The organism is Methylobacter sp. S3L5C (assembly GCF_022788635.1).
Lineage (GTDB): Bacteria > Pseudomonadota > Gammaproteobacteria > Methylococcales > Methylomonadaceae > Methylobacter_C.
Window position 1 is genome coordinate 2,368,962 of record NZ_CP076024.1, and the last position, 16,041, is coordinate 2,385,002.

The 16,041-nt window shown below is 42.6% G+C and carries 7 protein-coding genes; 3 read left to right on the forward strand and 4 right to left on the reverse strand.

What is annotated here, in order from left to right; translation table 11 throughout:
- Positions 1-151 precede the first annotated feature (151 nt).
- The gene (locus KKZ03_RS10590) at positions 152-3,616 is read left to right on the forward strand and encodes a transglycosylase domain-containing protein (RefSeq protein ID WP_243221497.1); all 3,465 of its coding nucleotides are present in this window, start codon (positions 152-154) and stop codon (positions 3,614-3,616) included.
- A gap of 29 nt (positions 3,617-3,645) precedes the next feature.
- On the opposite strand, the gene mobA is transcribed toward KKZ03_RS10590, so the two are convergent.
- Complete coding sequence (mobA, locus tag KKZ03_RS10595) at positions 3,646-4,236, reverse strand: molybdenum cofactor guanylyltransferase MobA (RefSeq protein ID WP_243221499.1); 591 nt, start codon at positions 4,234-4,236, stop codon at positions 3,646-3,648.
- A gap of 178 nt (positions 4,237-4,414) precedes the next feature.
- On the opposite strand from mobA, the gene KKZ03_RS10600 reads away from it, so the two are divergent.
- On the forward strand, positions 4,415-4,816 hold the full coding sequence (locus tag KKZ03_RS10600; RefSeq protein ID WP_243221501.1) for a hypothetical protein: 402 nt from the start codon (positions 4,415-4,417) through the stop codon (positions 4,814-4,816).
- A gap of 201 nt (positions 4,817-5,017) precedes the next feature.
- Here the strand turns inward: KKZ03_RS10600 and ligA are convergent, their stop codons facing one another.
- The 3 genes from ligA to smc form a co-directional block, all read right to left on the reverse strand.
- Positions 5,018-7,024 (reverse strand): NAD-dependent DNA ligase LigA, encoded by a 2,007-nt coding sequence (ligA, locus tag KKZ03_RS10605; protein ID WP_243221502.1) that lies wholly within the window; start codon positions 7,022-7,024, stop codon positions 5,018-5,020.
- A gap of 237 nt (positions 7,025-7,261) precedes the next feature.
- Positions 7,262-7,948, reverse strand: coding sequence for a cell division protein ZipA C-terminal FtsZ-binding domain-containing protein (locus KKZ03_RS10610; RefSeq protein WP_243221504.1), 687 nt, complete (start codon positions 7,946-7,948; stop codon positions 7,262-7,264).
- Positions 7,948-11,463: a chromosome segregation protein SMC gene (gene smc / locus KKZ03_RS10615; RefSeq protein ID WP_243221506.1), complete on the reverse strand. Its 3,516-nt coding sequence runs from the start codon at positions 11,461-11,463 to the stop codon at positions 7,948-7,950. Before smc ends, KKZ03_RS10610 begins: the two co-directional genes overlap by 1 nt.
- Before the next feature lie 420 nt (positions 11,464-11,883).
- Between smc and hrpA the strand changes: the two genes are divergently transcribed.
- Positions 11,884-15,855: an ATP-dependent RNA helicase HrpA gene (gene hrpA, locus KKZ03_RS10620; RefSeq protein WP_243221507.1), complete on the forward strand. Its 3,972-nt coding sequence runs from the start codon at positions 11,884-11,886 to the stop codon at positions 15,853-15,855.
- The last annotated feature ends 186 nt before the right edge of the window (positions 15,856-16,041 follow it).

Below are 16,041 nucleotides of genomic sequence, written 5' to 3' on the forward strand. Positions count from 1 at the left end.
CTATTTTTACAACAGTGTGCTTTTCTCGGCTGAGCTTGCTGACTGAAACTCCAATCCAAAACACAATAATTATTCAGATATAAATGTTACAGACAGAATTCTTGAGCAACTCCTGTCAGTTGTTCTCTCGCTTTAATGGAAATGGCTAGTCATGCAGAAGCGTAGTCGAGTTATTCACCGGTTTTTGGCGGTGTACATTGTTACCATGTTGCTGGTAATTGGATTTGTTATTGCCTGGCTTGTGCGAGAAGAGGTGCAAACCTCCCGGTATCAAGCCCGTTATCTTTCTGCAATAAGTGAACAATTAAGCTTTAAACTGGCTTCCGGTCCCAGTTCATCAATACGTTACCCTGAGTATGGACCTTATGATCAAAGATTAGGCTATACACTATTGCCTGAAGTGATTAAACGCATGGAAAAGGCGGGTTTTACCGTTACCTCGCAGGCTGCTTTTTCGCCGATGATGGCGGAGTTGGCTGATTACGGTTTATTTAATATTTATCATGAAAAAACCCAGGCAGGCTTACGAATTATCGACAAATCCGATAAGGTTTTATTTAATGCGGTTTATCCGGCGTATGGCTACCCGAATTTTAAGGCTATTCCACCGTTAATTCTGGATACTTTGCTTTTTATAGAAAATCGCGAGCTTCTCAATGAAGATAATGCCACTTTTAATCCTGCTATCGAATGGGATCGTCTTGGTTTTGCCGGATTACAATTAATGGCCCATAAACTAGGCGCTACGAGCACTGTGCCTGGCGGTAGTACTTTGGCAACCCAGCTCGAAAAGTACCGCCATTCAAAGAATGGCTACACCAATTCGATTATCGATAAATTTCGCCAAATGGGTACGGCATCATTGCGAGCCTATTTGATGGGGCCTGATACGCTGGAAATGAGGCAAGAGATTGCTCTTTCTTATTTGAACTCCATGCCGCTTGCTGCGGCGCCAAAATTAGGTGAAATTCATGGTTTAGGTGATGGGTTGTCAGCTTGGTTTGGTGCTGATTTTGTTGAGGTTAATAAGTTATTAAGTCCGGATGCGCTCAATGCATCTCAGCCAATTACTCATCAACAAGCGCAAGCTTATCGTCAGGTATTGAACATATTATTGTCACAGAGAAGACCTTCCTATTTACTGGGACGGGGTTATGATGCGTTACAGAATTTGACTAACAGCTATCTGAGGTTATTGGCCGAGCAGGGTTTTATTTCACCGGCTCTGAGAGATGCAGCCCTTAAGGAATCTTCGGCTCGCCCGCCCAAGTCGGTTTCTGTACCTGCCAAATTTATGACAGAAAAAAAGACGCAGAATGTATTGCGTGCACGTCTTGCTCGCACGCTAGGTGTAAAATCCAATTATGAGCTGGATCGCCTTGACTTAACCGTTAAGACTACGCTTGACTATCGTACCCAACAAGCGGTTACCAATGCGCTGAGGCAATTAAGTCAACCCGATCAAGCGCGTGCGGCAGGTATTCTGGGTTTTAGATTACTCAATGAAAACACGGATCTTACTCCCATTGTCTATAGCTTGATGTTATTTGAGCGGAGCAAGACGGGTAATCTTCTGCGTGTGCAAACTGATAATTACGATCAGCCTCTTGATATCAATGAAGGTATACGGCTGGATCTGGGTTCTACCTCTAAACTTCGTACGATGGTGCATTATCTTGAGCTGATTGCGGACATATATCAACAGTATAAAGATCTTTCCGCCAAGGAACTCGGCCAGATTGAACTGCACCCCCGTGACTATTTATCGGCATGGGTAATAGAACAGTTAAAAATATCACCCAAAATCAATCTTGAAGATTTACTTAACCTGGCTCTAGACAGGCGTTATTCAGCAAGCCCCGGTGAGTATTTTTTTACTGGTGGCGGACTACATCATTTTAATAATTTTACAAAAGATGAAAACGGTAAAATCATGTCTGTGCGATTTGCCCTGCGTGATTCTGTTAACCTGGTCTTTATTCGCTTGATGCGTGATGTGGTTTATCATCACCTTTATAAGCCCGATGGCATTGCACGCTGGCTTGAAAGTCCCGATAATCCAAAGCGTAAAGAATATTTGCAGCGTTTTGCCGATAACGAAGGACGTACTTATTTAAACCGTTTTTATGCCAGATACCACGGCAAAACAACAGATGAAGCAATGGGCATGCTGGCCAAAAAAGTATTTGCCAAACCTTCACGTTTTACCATGCTGTATCGGGCGGTTTATCCGGACCATGACGAAATGGCGCTGAGTGCCTTTCTTAATGCAAATCTGGGCAAAAACGCGCTGGTCAATGAAGATGTGTATAGTCTTTACGACAAATATTCAGCAGAGAAATTTGATTTACAAGATCAGGGTTATATTACCAAGATTCATCCACTGGAATTATGGTTGGTTGGTTATTTGGCGCAGCACCCTGAAGCCACGCGTGATGAGGTTATGGCGGCCAGTTACGAACAACGCCTGGAAGTTTACCGATGGCTGTTTAAGAACCATCGAAAAAATGCGCAGCAGCGGCGCATTATGACGTTACTGGAAGAGGAAGCTTTTAAAGAAATTCACAGTGCCTGGAAACGTGTTGGTTATCCCTTTGAGGCATTAACCCCTTCTTACGCGACCTCCATAGGCGCATCAGGCGATAGACCTGCTGCCTTGGCCGAGCTTACCGGTATTTTGCTAAATGACGGCATCAGGTTCCCGGCTGTCCGATTTGAAAGTTTACATTACGCTGTTGGTACGCCTTATGAAACGCTAATGAACAAGACCCCGGATCAAGGTCAGCGTATTTTTGCCCCTGAAATTGCGAAGGTTGCCCGTGGTGCTATGGTTGGAGTGGTAGCAGGGGGAACTGCCGGTCGTCTTAACGGCGTTTACACAGATACTCAAGGTAAGCAGTTATCAGTAGGTGGAAAAACCGGAACCGGAGATCATCGTAAGCAAGTGTGGGCCGCTGGCGGTCATTTACTGGAATCAAAGTTTGTCAGTCGTGCTGCTACGTTTACATTCTTTCTGGGCGATCAATTTTTTGGCGTGATTACGGCCTATGTAGAGGGAGATAATGCCGGACTTTATCACTTTACCAGTTCATTACCGGTACAGATAATCAAGTTTCTTAAGCCGGTATTGTCACCGTTAATAAATAACACCTTGCCTGCTGAAGAAGTTACCAAGCCGGTAGCTAACGTGATAATTGTCGAAAATTCCAAGCCTGTGATTACATTGCCGGCCGCTAAGGTTATCAGTCCGTTGGTTGAGAAGGACTCTGCCAAAGTTACCAAGCCTGCTGCTGAAAAAGACGTAGCTAAAGTGCCAAAACCGTCAGTTGAAAAAGCGCCGGCTAAGGTTACCAAGCCTGTTGTAGAAAAAGCCGTTGCTAAAGTCGCCAAGCCATTGCTTGAAAAAGCACCCGCCAAAGTGACCAAACCTGTTACAGAAAAAGCTGCTGCTAAAGTTACCAAGCCTTCAGTTAAAGAAGTAACACCTGAAGCGATTAAACCCCCGGTTAAAGATGCATTGGCTAAAACTCCTAAGCCGCCAGTTACTGCAACAGATAAAAGTGATAGTGCTACCCGGTATTATAAGTACCCGGTACCGCCTAAGTTAACACAGTAAAAAAAGATTGTTGCTACGTGTGATTTACTTTATATTTTGGCTTCAAGTTCAGATAACTCTGCCAAAGTATTGATATTAATGAATATTTCAGGCTCGTTACTGAAATCTGCCTTCACCATTTTTTGTTGTTCCAGCCAGTGACTGATTTTACGTTCACCACTGGCCAGATAGTCTTGCAAGCCGGATTTTAGTGATGTTTTTATAGCTAAAAAAACCGGATGTAAGCGTTCTCCATCAAAAGCAACAGCCACGTCAGCTTCATTTTCTGCACGTGTAGCCAACAGTTTTTGCAAATGCTCGGCTTTAATTAATGGCGAATCACAGGGGACAACAACCAATATCTCTGCATCCGTATAAATCATTGCCGTTAATACCCCCGCCAAAGGTCCATCAAAGCGGTCGGTTTGATCCGGTACAATCGGTAACCCAAATGCCTGATACTGCTCCCTGTTTCGATTGGCATTGATAATTGACTCATCCGCAACGGCGGTGAGAGCGGCTATGGCATAGCTTATCATTGGGTGACCTTTATAATTTACCAGGCCTTTATCCTGATTATTCATGCGTCTGGCTAATCCGCCAGCAAGAATAATACCGGCTACTTTTGTTTGATTGTTCATAATGCTAAGCTTTGTTTATGATTGCGAGCGACCAAAATGATTTGTTAAGCTGCAAGCGGTTATAATTAAAAATGAGTCAACAAGGACCTAGGCGATATTCAATGATCTTGCTGTACTTATTGCTCGATTAATCGGGCATACTTTTTTACCTTCTGATTTATGGGAATAAATGTTAACAATGAAAAATAAATATATAGTCTCTGTTTTAGCGCTGTGCTTGGGTGCAGCCATTAGCGGATGTGCAACAACGCCTGAAAAAGCTATTGAACAAGTATCTACACCAACGCCTTTGGCCAACGATTATCCCACAAGAGATCGTGTTGAATATGTTTTAAACTGTGTCGCACAGCATGGTGGCCTCACCTATGTCAGGCAATACGCTTGTGGATGTAAGATTGATAAAATTGCTGAAAAAATGACTTTTTCTGACTTTGAATCGGCAAAAACCTTTAGCTATTTAAGTAAGGGACAGACAGGTGATGCCGGAGCTGCTTTTCGTGATCCTGCCCAGTCCAAAGATTTACGGACACGGCTTAAAGAAGCCGAAGCCTCTGCTGAAAAAAGCTGTTTTGTAAAATAAGGTTATTTCCTGCGTTGCCAAAATAGTGATATAGCAAGTCGGCTCAATTTGATGCAGTTAAATCGAGGATAATCGGTTATAAATATGCTGATTTCGTTGGCTACCAACTTAAGCCGGGACAGATAACATTCCTTGAAAGGATGGTATCTCTAACATTGTCCCGCTTTAAATTGGTAGCGATTCTGTTTGTAAATTTAAAGTCTACTGTGCCAGGTTAAATTCTGCCAAAAATGTGGCTTCATCAATCACCTTGACGCCTAATGATCTGGCTTTATCTAGTTTTGATCCGGCATCTTCCCCGGCAACTACGCAACTGGTTTTTTTAGAAACGGAACCTGCTACCTTTGCACCGAAACTTTCCAGCAGTGCTTTTGCTTCATTACGTGGCATGTGTTGCAGGGTGCCGGTTAAAACCCAGGTTTGTCCGTCAAGCAGTTGTTGGCCGGTGGGTTCATAGTCCCCATCTTCCCAGTTAACTCCCGCTGCAATTATTTTTGCGATAATATTCCGATTTGTTGCATCTTTAAAAAAATTGACGACATTAGTCGCCATTACCGGGCCAATATCAGGTACCTGCATCAGTTCTTCAAAAGAGGCATTGGTAATAGCCTCCAGATTTTTAAAATACTTTGCGATGCTTTTTGCGCCTTCTTCACCGACTTCATGGATGCCTAACGCACCCAGGAAAGTACCCAGTTTTGTTTTTTTTGAAGCATCAATAGAATCAAGCACATTTTGAGCACTTTTTTCGCCTTGTCCTTCCAGATCGGCAATGTCACCAAGTTTGAGGCTATAAATATCGGCAATGGTTTTAAGTGTGCCTTTACCATGAAGTAGCTCGATCAGCTTGGTGCCCAGGTTAACGATATTCATAAACTTGCGCGAGGCGTAATGGCGGATGCGCTCCGCACCTTGAGCTGCGCACGTTAAGCCGCCGGTGCAACGAAAAGCCGCTTGTCCTTCGGTTCTTTCGACGGCAGCTCGGCAAACCGGACAACAATCAGGCATAACTATGGGCGTTCTGTCAGTGCCTGCTGCAACCACTTTAACCACTTTGGGAATTACGTCGCCAGCTCTTTGAATTTCGATACTGTCACCAATACACAGTCCCAGTCGTTCAATTTCATCCATGTTGTGCAAGGTTGCATTGCTGACTGTTACGCCGCCTACAAAAACCGGTTCCAGGCGCGCTACGGGTGTTAAAACACCGGTACGTCCTACCTGAAAATCTACCGACAATAGTTGGGTAACAGCATTTTCTGCGGGAAATTTTCTGGCAACCGCCCATTTAGGGGAGCGGGCAATAAAGCCTAATGACGTTTGCAACTCCAGGGAATCGATTTTGTAAACGATGCCGTCAATTTGCATTGGCAGCTTTTCTCTGGCTTGGTCCATGACCTGATAGTTTTTTTCAAACATCTCAAAACTACCCGAAAAAGCGTAACAATGCGGGTTTTTTCTAAATCCAAAAGTGAGTAAATATTCAAGAATTTCAGAATGACGAGTAAATTGACGCTCGCCTTCATAGTCGCCCAAGCCGTAAGGAATAAATTGCAAATCACGTTCGGCGGCAATTTTAGGATTCATTTGCCTGATGGTTCCGGCAGCGGCATTTCTTGGATTGACAAAAACTTTAGTGTTATTTTGAGCAGCCAGTCGGTTAAGTTTCTCAAAAGCAGCTTTGGGCATAAAGACTTCGCCGCGTACCGCCAGTTTTTTGGGCGGATTATTAGTTGCCAGTTTCAGCGGTACCGATTTGATGGTTTTTACCGTGTGTGTCACATCTTCACCGATCTGACCATCACCGCGCGTCGCGGCATAACTTAATAAGCCGTCATCATAATGGATGGATATCGCCAAGCCATCGAGCTTGGGTTCACTAAAAATATCAAGTTCCGAGGGGCTTATATTCAGTTCTTTTGCCGCTTTTTCAAAGAATTCGTAGGTTTCTTCCACACTAAAAGTATTCGCTAAAGAAAGCATTTTTACGGTATGTTCTATCTTGCGAAATTCATCGATTGGTTTTGCACCAACACGCTGAGACGGGGATTCCGGAGTGATTAATTCAGGATTTTCAGATTCCATCTCCAGCAATTTTCTAAATGCCTGGTCGTATTCCGCATCAGAAACAGATGGATTATCAAGAACATAATACTCTTGACCCCATTGATTTATGTTGGCAACAAGATGGTTGTAGGCTGGGTTCAAGGGGCTATGCAGAAGTAGGGGTTAGGTGAGTTTTTTAAGGGTTCAGATTTTTTACCTGAACCCTTAGGTGATTTTCTACGAAAAATAGTCCCAGTTTACTGGTCTTTTTAATCATTTTCTGCGTTGTTAAAATAGTTACGTAACCAGCTACGCGCCTATTTTTATGCCTTGAAAATAAACAAAATTCTTGCGTCATTTGGGACTATTTATTCTTGGATATCACCTTAAGGATAAAATTTACAGGCTCTGCCGAATTGTTTGGACAGTGGCATCAGTTAGCGGCTGTCTGTTATTGTCTCTGATAGTGCCGTCCAATTCTATGGCTAATAATTGAATCGTATCCAGATAGTCATCAAAAACCGCTTGCGCATCATCCAATGCGCCTGGCTGCATAAAAAATACCAGTCCCGGACAATAAAATGTGTCCAGATCGTTATTTGGAAAAGTACCCGGCTCAACCATACAGGCAACACCAAAATCTACCAGCCGATTAGCATCCAGTCGTTCATATATTTTCAGGTTGCCATATTCAAGTCCGACAATTCCAAAAGCATTGACTAAATCAATACCATTAAAGCCTTGGTCAGCGTTGGCGATAAGACTGAACTGGATAATGGCAGGAACGGCAACTTGAGGTGGCGGCTCAATATCATCATCTTCAAGTTCAATAGTATTCTCTTCAGGTTCATAAACAGAGTAGTCCTGTTCAAAATAATGATGATCAATAGTCTCTGCTGGTTGGTTATCCGTTCTTTCATCATCGACAGGTAACGGTTTATAACGTTGCCCTTTGGTATCGTGGTCATCATGAAAATCCAGGTCTTCCCGGAATTTTTTATTTTTTAAATAAGTCCATGTCAACATGCCCATAATAATCATTAGGCCCGTTGCTATAATTACAATTCTTAGTAGTTCTTTATCCATTAGATTTCCGCCAGACTCACTGCTTCTTCAATATCAACTGCGACCATCCGGGACACGCCCGGTTCTTTCATCGTAACACCTGCCAACTGTTTTGCAATTTCCATAGTTGCCTTATTATGAGAAATATACAAAAATTGAACAGATGCCGACATCTCTTCTACCATTTTTGAAAACCGTCCCACATTTGCATCATCGAGTGGTGCATCAACTTCATCCAACAGGCAAAAAGGCGCTGGATTGAGCTCAAAAATTGAAAATACCAGTGCTACCGCTGTTAATGCTTTTTCTCCACCTGACAGCAAATGAATGGAGCTATTTCGTTTGCCGGGCGGTTGAGCAATAATATTTACCCCCGCTTCCAGTAAGTCTTGCTCGGTCAATTCCAGATAGGCTTGGCCGCCACCAAATAGTTTGGGAAATTTCTCCTGCAATCCGGTGTTTATTTTATCGAATGTTTCTTTAAAACGCAGCCTACTTTCTTTATCAATTTTACTAATTGCCTGATCCAGTATTTGTAATGCCTCAATCAGGTCGGCATGTTGCTCATCAAGAAAGTTCATCCGTGCAGATTGAGACTTGTATTCTTCTATAGCAGTCAGGTTAATAGTCCCCAAGCGTTCAATCTGAATTGATAACTCATCAACTTGTTTTTTCCAGTGAGGTTCTTGGGCTTGATCAGGCAGGGTCTTTAAAATATCCTCAGCATTCGCATCAATTTCTTTAAGTTGTTCATTGACAGTTTGCTGGCGAACTTTAATTTCCTGTAATTCAAAGCGAATAGTATCCAGTGCTTCCTTTTGTTTGTCCAATGCTCTTTGTTCGTGAGTATGTTGTTCAGCCAGTTGCGTTATATCCGCTTCGACGGCCTCCTGCAATAAGCGCTGATTTTTCAAATCAGCTTCCAGTTTATCTTTAGCTATAATTTGCTGCGCCAATTGTTTTTTTTCCTCATCCAGTGGCGTCAGCGTTTGTTGCAGTTTTTTCTCCAGATTGGCAAGCCAGTCAATTGAATGTTGATGTTGGTTTTGCAAACGGTCAATTTGTTTACTGGTTGACGCTTCAGAAGAACGTAACGAGTCAATCTGTGCTTTTATGCTGTAAACCTGTTGTCTTGCTTCATTAACGGCGCGCTCGATATTATCATGCTGTGCTTGCAAAAGCTGGTTTGATACTTCAAGTTCGTGTTTGTTTTGTTCCTGCTGCGCTAAAACAGTTTCCGCTTCTTCCTGCAATAACCCTGATTCAGCAATAATCTCGGCATTGTCACGCGTTTCGCGAAGGATTTCTTCAAGGTCATTAGCTATCTGTTCAAGGCGGCGTTGTTGATGTTCCCAGCGCGTAGAGTACGCACTAAATTCCGCACTCTTAATGGCCAGTTCAGAACCCAGTCTATTGTCTTGCTGTTGAATAGCTTCGCGCAATACTTCGGCTTCTTTTAACGCGATTTCGGTATCTGCCAATTGATCTTCAAAGGTCGTCATTTCAACGATTAATACTTCTTGCCGAAGTTTTAGCAGGCGTAATTCTTTCTCACGCTGTAAAACTCCCACATTACTATCTTTAGCGTGGCTTATTTTTAGCCAATTTTGTCCAAACCAGGTACCGTCAGGGGTAATAACTGACTCATAACAGTTTGTGTTGACGGACAACGCTCTGGCAGCATCATGATTATCTGCGCAATAAACACCAGTTAATAAAGTGCTTAAATCCCAAGGTGCGTTAACTTTGTCCAGCAAGGTAAGCGACCCCTCCTTGACGAGGTATTGCGCAGCATTGTTGGTTTTGGTTTCAAATAGAGTGAGCGATTCATTAGTCAGACGGTTTAAGCCAGGAATAACAGCATCGGCACTTTCCACACAAATGGCTTCCAGATAGTTTCCAAGAACAGTTTCAACGGCGGTATCCCAGCCTGACTCTACTTCAAGGCATTCAGCCAGTCGTTGGTTTTTGTTTAGATTCATGGCTTCCAGCCAAGTACCTAATTTTTTATTGTCTTTACCCATGGCATGTTGCTGTAATAACTCCAGTGACGTTATTTTACCTTTAATACCATGACTTTCAGAGCGGCGTGTATGCAGAGTATCATGTAGCTCTTTTACCTGATGGCGCTGCTCACGAATTTGCTGATGCAATTTTTCCAGTTGGGCTTGATGATCATCACGTTGAAAACTGATAATCTCAATATCCGCGTCCAGTGTTTCAATATCAACCTGCAATTGACTCGATGACAGTTCGTCGCGTTCGCTGTGCAATTTATCCATGCGGATTTGTAATTGACGATTCTGGTTTGCCAATTGCTGGGTTTTTACCTTTTGTACTTCGGCCTGTTCCTTATATTCCGAACTCATCGTCCGATACGCTTCCCACTGCGTTTGCCATAAGCTCCTTTGTCCCTTGGTATTGTGTTGTTGCTCGACAATATCTTCTTGCCTTTCCTGGGCAATAATCCAGCTTTCTTCAGCTTCCAGTAAAGATTGTTTTATCTCATCCAGGGTCTGTAAATCAGATCCAAGCTGGCTCAATGATTGATCTGCCTGGAGCTTGGTACGATTGATTTCAAGCAAGGTTTCTTCATGGCTGGATTTATGATGCTTGATAGCTTGTTGAAGACCGCTGACCTCAGCAACAAGGGTGTAATAGTCACCCTGAGTCGTATTTAGCTGTTGCTGCCGAATTTTATGTTCAGCTCGTTTTGTCTCGATAGCATTGTTAATATCCCGTAAAATCACAAACAGGCGATTGTGTTCGATAGCCACGCCTTGGAGTTTTATTTCCAACTGCTTCGCTGCTTGCTGATAAGCATTCCAGCGCATGGCCAATAACTCTAACTTAAACTGGCGTTCCTGTTTTTTTAGTTCGGTGTACTTTTCGGCTTTTTCTGCCTGTTTTTGTAAATGCTTAAGTTGCTTGTCAACTTCTTCGCGCAAATCATCAAGTCGTTCCAGATTTTCGCGGGTATGCTTCATTCGGTTTTCGGTTTCGCTACGCCGTTCTTTATATTTGGAAATACCCGCAGCTTCTTCGATATGCACTCTTAGCTCTTCAGGTTTTGCTTCAACCATCCGGGAGATAGTGCCCTGTTCAATAATGGCATAACTTCTCGATCCTAAACCCGTTCCCAAAAACAGATCGGTAATATCTTTGCGCCTGCAACGTGAACCATTGAGTAAAAACAAGGATTGGCCGTCACGGCTAACCTGTCTCTTGATGGCAATGGAATTGTATTGCGCATATTCGCCGCCCATCTTGCCATCTGAATTATCAAAAACCAGCTCGACCGAAGCGGTACTGACCGGTTTACGCCCTGATGAGCCATTAAAAATAACGTCAGACATGCTGCCGCCACGCAGATGTTTGGCAGAACTTTCTCCCATTACCCAGCGCACAGCATCAATAATATTGGATTTTCCACAGCCATTGGGACCAACAATCGCAGTCAAATTACCGTTAATAGGAATGACTGTTGGATCAACAAAGGATTTAAAACCCGACAGTTTGATTTTTTCCAGCTTCAAAACAGGGTTTAATCCTATGCCTTAGTTAAATAGCCGAGCATTATCGATGATATTTGCCTTGGTTTCGACTTTTTAATTAACTATTTAGTTTTTAGTCTTAATATTTTGTCGTTCTTGAAATAACCAGTATTTTAAAAAATCTTTAATGTGTTGTTTTTTATGATATTTTCTTTTGGATAACAAAGTTTTTTTTGATTGAGCAAAGAAAAGACTTCCGCTTTGGTTAGTCGTACCATGTATTTCTTTTGCGATGGTGTTTATTAATGTCAATGTAAGGGCATTATATGTGGCTACTATCATTTGTATATTAATGCTGACAGCCTTCTGGGCAGGGCGTTTACCAAGCCGTCTTTATTTACGGCATTAAACTTATCTGGCACAGCTGACGTATAATGGTTTTATTTTATCTGACCTTTTTTGATGCCTTCTTCCGACCTAGTTAAACAACTCACCCAGCAATTACCGCACTGTCTTAATCAAGACAGGCATGTTTTAAAGCGCCAGTTAGACAGGTTACGGAGTGAAACTCAGAAAGGCAAAGATCCGCTAGAGCAACTGAACACGTTAGCCGGCCGTTTTGAGAAATCTGTCGCATTAAGAGCCAAGCGACTTGCCAGTATTCCACCCCTGAATTTCCCGGATTTACCTGTCACAGGTAAAAAAGATGACATCGCCAAACTGATCAAGGAAAATCAGGTAGTGATTGTTTGCGGCGAAACCGGTTCCGGTAAAACCACCCAGTTACCCAAAATTTGTTTATCTATAGGTCTGGGTGCAGCGGGTTTTATTGGCCACACACAGCCCAGGCGAATTGCTGCACGGACGGTTGCTGATCGTATTGCCGAAGAACTCGGTGAATCGATAGGAAAGTCAGTGGGTTATAAAATTCGTTTTAATGATAAAACGCATGCAGAGTCATTGGTTAAATTAATGACTGATGGTATTTTGCTGGCGGAATCGCAAAATGATCCTTACTTAAGTCAATACGACACTATCATTATTGATGAGGCCCATGAACGTAGTTTAAATATCGACTTTTTATTGGGTTATTTAAAATGGCTGTTGCCAAAACGTCCGGATTTAAAGGTAATCATTACCTCGGCAACCATCGATCCGCAACGTTTCTCTACCCATTTTAATAATGCGCCTATTATTGAAGTGTCAGGGCGGACTTATCCGGTTGATATGCGCTATCGTCCTATTATTCCCAAACAGGAGATTGGGAACGAGGAAGACGATGACCAATCTGCCGGGAGCAGATTGGCGCGTACAGCCCTTGATGAAACTAGCGACGATCTGCAAAACGCAATACTGGATGCAGTTGATGAACTGTATCGGGATTTACGCGGCGATATACTCATTTTTCTCAGTGGTGAACGGGAAATCAGGGAAACGACTGATTCTTTAAAAAAACACCATCCTACGCAATATGAAATTTTGCCACTATATTCAAAACTCAGTGTCAGCGAACAGGAGCGGGTGTTCAAGCCCAAAGGTGGAAAAATACGTATTGTGTTGGCAACCAATGTCGCCGAAACCTCGTTAACCGTTCCAGGTATCCGTGGTGTAATCGATACGGGTCATGCACGTATCAGTCGCTATAGCCATCGCAGTAAAATCCAGCGTTTACCGATTGAACGTATTTCGCAGTCCAGTGCCAATCAAAGGGCAGGGCGGTGTGGTCGTGTTGCTGAAGGAATTTGTATTCGGCTATATTCGCATGATGACTATCTGGCCAGACCGGAATTTACCGAGCCGGAAATTATGCGTACCAATTTGTCTGCGGTTATTTTGCAGATGACGGCATTAAATCTGGGTGAAATTGAAGATTTCCCGTTTTTGGAACCCCCTGAAGATAAAATGATTCGGGATGGTAAAAATGTATTGCATGAAGTTAATGCTTTGGATAAAGCTGGGAAGCTGACCGACATAGGCAAACAGTTAGCCAAATTCCCGACTGATCCCAAATTGGCGCGTATGTTGATTGCAGCAGCGCACGAGCATTGCTTAACCGAAGTGGCCATTATTGTGTCAGCGTTAAGCGTACAGGATCCGCGCGAAAAACCGGCCGATAAAATGCAGCAAGCGGATGCCAAACATGTGGCATTTCGTCATCCTGAATCTGATTTTTTAACGGTACTGAATATCTGGAATACCTTTGAAGAACAGAAGAAGCATCTGTCTAATAGTAAACTACGTAAATATTGTAGCGATAATTTTCTGTCCTACATCAGAATGCGTGAGTGGTTTGATATTCACGCCCAAATTATGCAGGTGATTAAAGGTGATTTAAAAATGCACCCGAACACCGATGATGCCGGTTATGAAAAAATTCATCGCGCCTTGTTGCCGGGTTTGTTATCCAATATTGGTTTTCGGCATGAATCTCACGAATATTTGGGCGCACGGGGTTTAAAATTTTTTATTTTCCCAGGTTCCGGGCTACATAAACTTAAACCCAAGTGGATTATGGCAGCAGAGCAGGTTGAAACCAGTAAGGTTTATGCCCGTAATGTCGCCAGAATTGAACCTGAATGGATAGAGCAATGTGCGGCGCATTTGGTTAAGCATAACTATTATGACCCGCATTGGGCAAAAAAGTCGGCGCGATGTATGGTGTCGGCAAGAACTTTGTTATATGGCTTAACTTTGCAGGCAGGGCGAAAGATTCCTTATGATCATGTTGATCCAAAAGCTGCCAGAGAGATTTTTATCCGTTCGGCGTTGGTTGATCACGATTATCACAGTAATGCACCTTTCTACATCGCCAATCAAAAGTTGCTGGAAGAAGTTGGGATTATTCAGCATAAAGGCCGTCGTGTTGATCTGGTGGTTGATGAACAGTGGCTTTATAAATTTTACGATAACAAACTGCCGCCTGAAATTGTTAGTGGCGTTACTTTGGATACCTGGCGAAAAACAGTCGAACGCGCTAATCTCAAAATCTTGTTTTTAACCAAGGAAGATTTAACGCGTGAAGAAGAGGAAGACTATGTCAATGAATGGGATTTTCCAGACAGCAAAAAAATAGGTAATTTGACTCTCCCGTTACAATATCGTTTTGAACCAGGACATGATGAAGATGGCGTAACGGTAATTATCCCTGTACATCAGTTAAATCAACTATCGCAAGCGCCTTTTGAGTGGCTGGTACCGGGTTTGTTGGAAGAAAAATGTATTGCCTTGATTAAATCCCTGCCCAAGCAAATTAGAAAACATTTTGTTCCTGTGCCGCAAACCGTTAAGCAATGTCTGGAAATTGAACCCGATTTTAAAGGTACATTACAGGAATGGTTGGGTAACCGGTTACGAAAATTAACGGGCGAAGCGATTCCATTAAATGCCTGGAATTTGGACGGGTTAACCGACCATTTGAAAATGAATTTTAGAGTCGTTGACGATCAGGACAAACTGCTTGATTACGGTAGGGATTTAAAAAAATTACAGCTTAAATACACGACCAAAGCCGAGCACAGTTTTGACCAAATAGCCGCTGATGAACTAAATTATACCGGCTGTATTCAATGGGCGTTTGATGACCTTCCCGAGACCTGGCAATTTATCCAGAAGGGACAAAATTTTATTGGTTTTCCGGCCATTATTGATGAAGGTGATGCTGTTGGTGTGCGTATTTTTGACACAGAGCAGAAAGCGGCATTACAACATCAAAAGGGTTTGATGCGCTTACTTAAGTTGCAATTACGTAAAGAATGCACTTATATCATCAAAAATATGCCACAGTCGGCAGCAGTAGAATTAACCTATAATCGTTTACCCAAGCATCCAATTTTATCGTTATTAGCGGGTGAAAATGGCGTAGCAAGCACCTCGTATAAAGAAGATATGTTGTATTTGATTTTATACAGTGTATTTATTGACGGTAAATCCATCCGGACCCAACAAGCATTTGAGCAAAGTTTGCAACAATACAAGCCCGAGTTGATTGGTATCGGTAATGATGCCGGAAAAACAGCTTTGGAGATTATGGAGCTTTATGGCGTAATAAAAAAATGCATGGAACGAACCCTACATGCTAATGATCCTCTGGCAAATGATATCAATGAGCAATTAAACTTACTCATTTATGCGGGGTTTATTCGTAATACACCTTATCAATGCCTTAAAGCCATTCCTCGCTATCTAAAAGCAATACAATATCGCCTTGATAAGCGAGATCATAATCTCCAAAAAACTCAGGAAGTTACTCGGTATTCTGTACGTTTTTGGAAGGATATCGAGAAAAAAGCTAAAAAAGACTGGGTTATACCAGAGCAAGACCCGTTTCGTTGGGCCATTGAAGAGTTCAGGGTTTCGTTGTTTGCCCAGCAACTTAAAACTGCTTATCCGGTTTCCGTAAAGCGCATGGATAAGCTTTGGGACGAACACGGATAAATTTTAAAGGATTCTCGCCACGAAGACACGAAGGATACAAAGAAAGAAAATAAGTGTTTGTGCACAGAAAAAAATCAATGACTTACAATAGCTTTTATTTGAGCGCTTAGGTGCTCCGTAATGGCTATAAATAAACTTGTAACTTATTGATAAATTAGAGTAACTATCAGGTTGTCGTGTTTTTGT

Excerpts from the sequence above, each read along its gene's own strand:
- KKZ03_RS10610 (WP_243221504.1), bottom strand. The coding sequence starts at position 7,948 with ATGGATAAAGAACTACTAAGAATTGTAATTATAGCAACGGGCCTAATG.
- KKZ03_RS10590 (WP_243221497.1), top strand. The coding sequence starts at position 152 with ATGCAGAAGCGTAGTCGAGTTATTCACCGGTTTTTGGCGGTGTACATT.
- hrpA (WP_243221507.1), top strand. The coding sequence starts at position 11,884 with ATGCCTTCTTCCGACCTAGTTAAACAACTCACCCAGCAATTACCGCAC.
- KKZ03_RS10600 (WP_243221501.1), top strand. The coding sequence starts at position 4,415 with ATGAAAAATAAATATATAGTCTCTGTTTTAGCGCTGTGCTTGGGTGCA.
- mobA (WP_243221499.1), bottom strand. The coding sequence starts at position 4,236 with ATGAACAATCAAACAAAAGTAGCCGGTATTATTCTTGCTGGCGGATTA.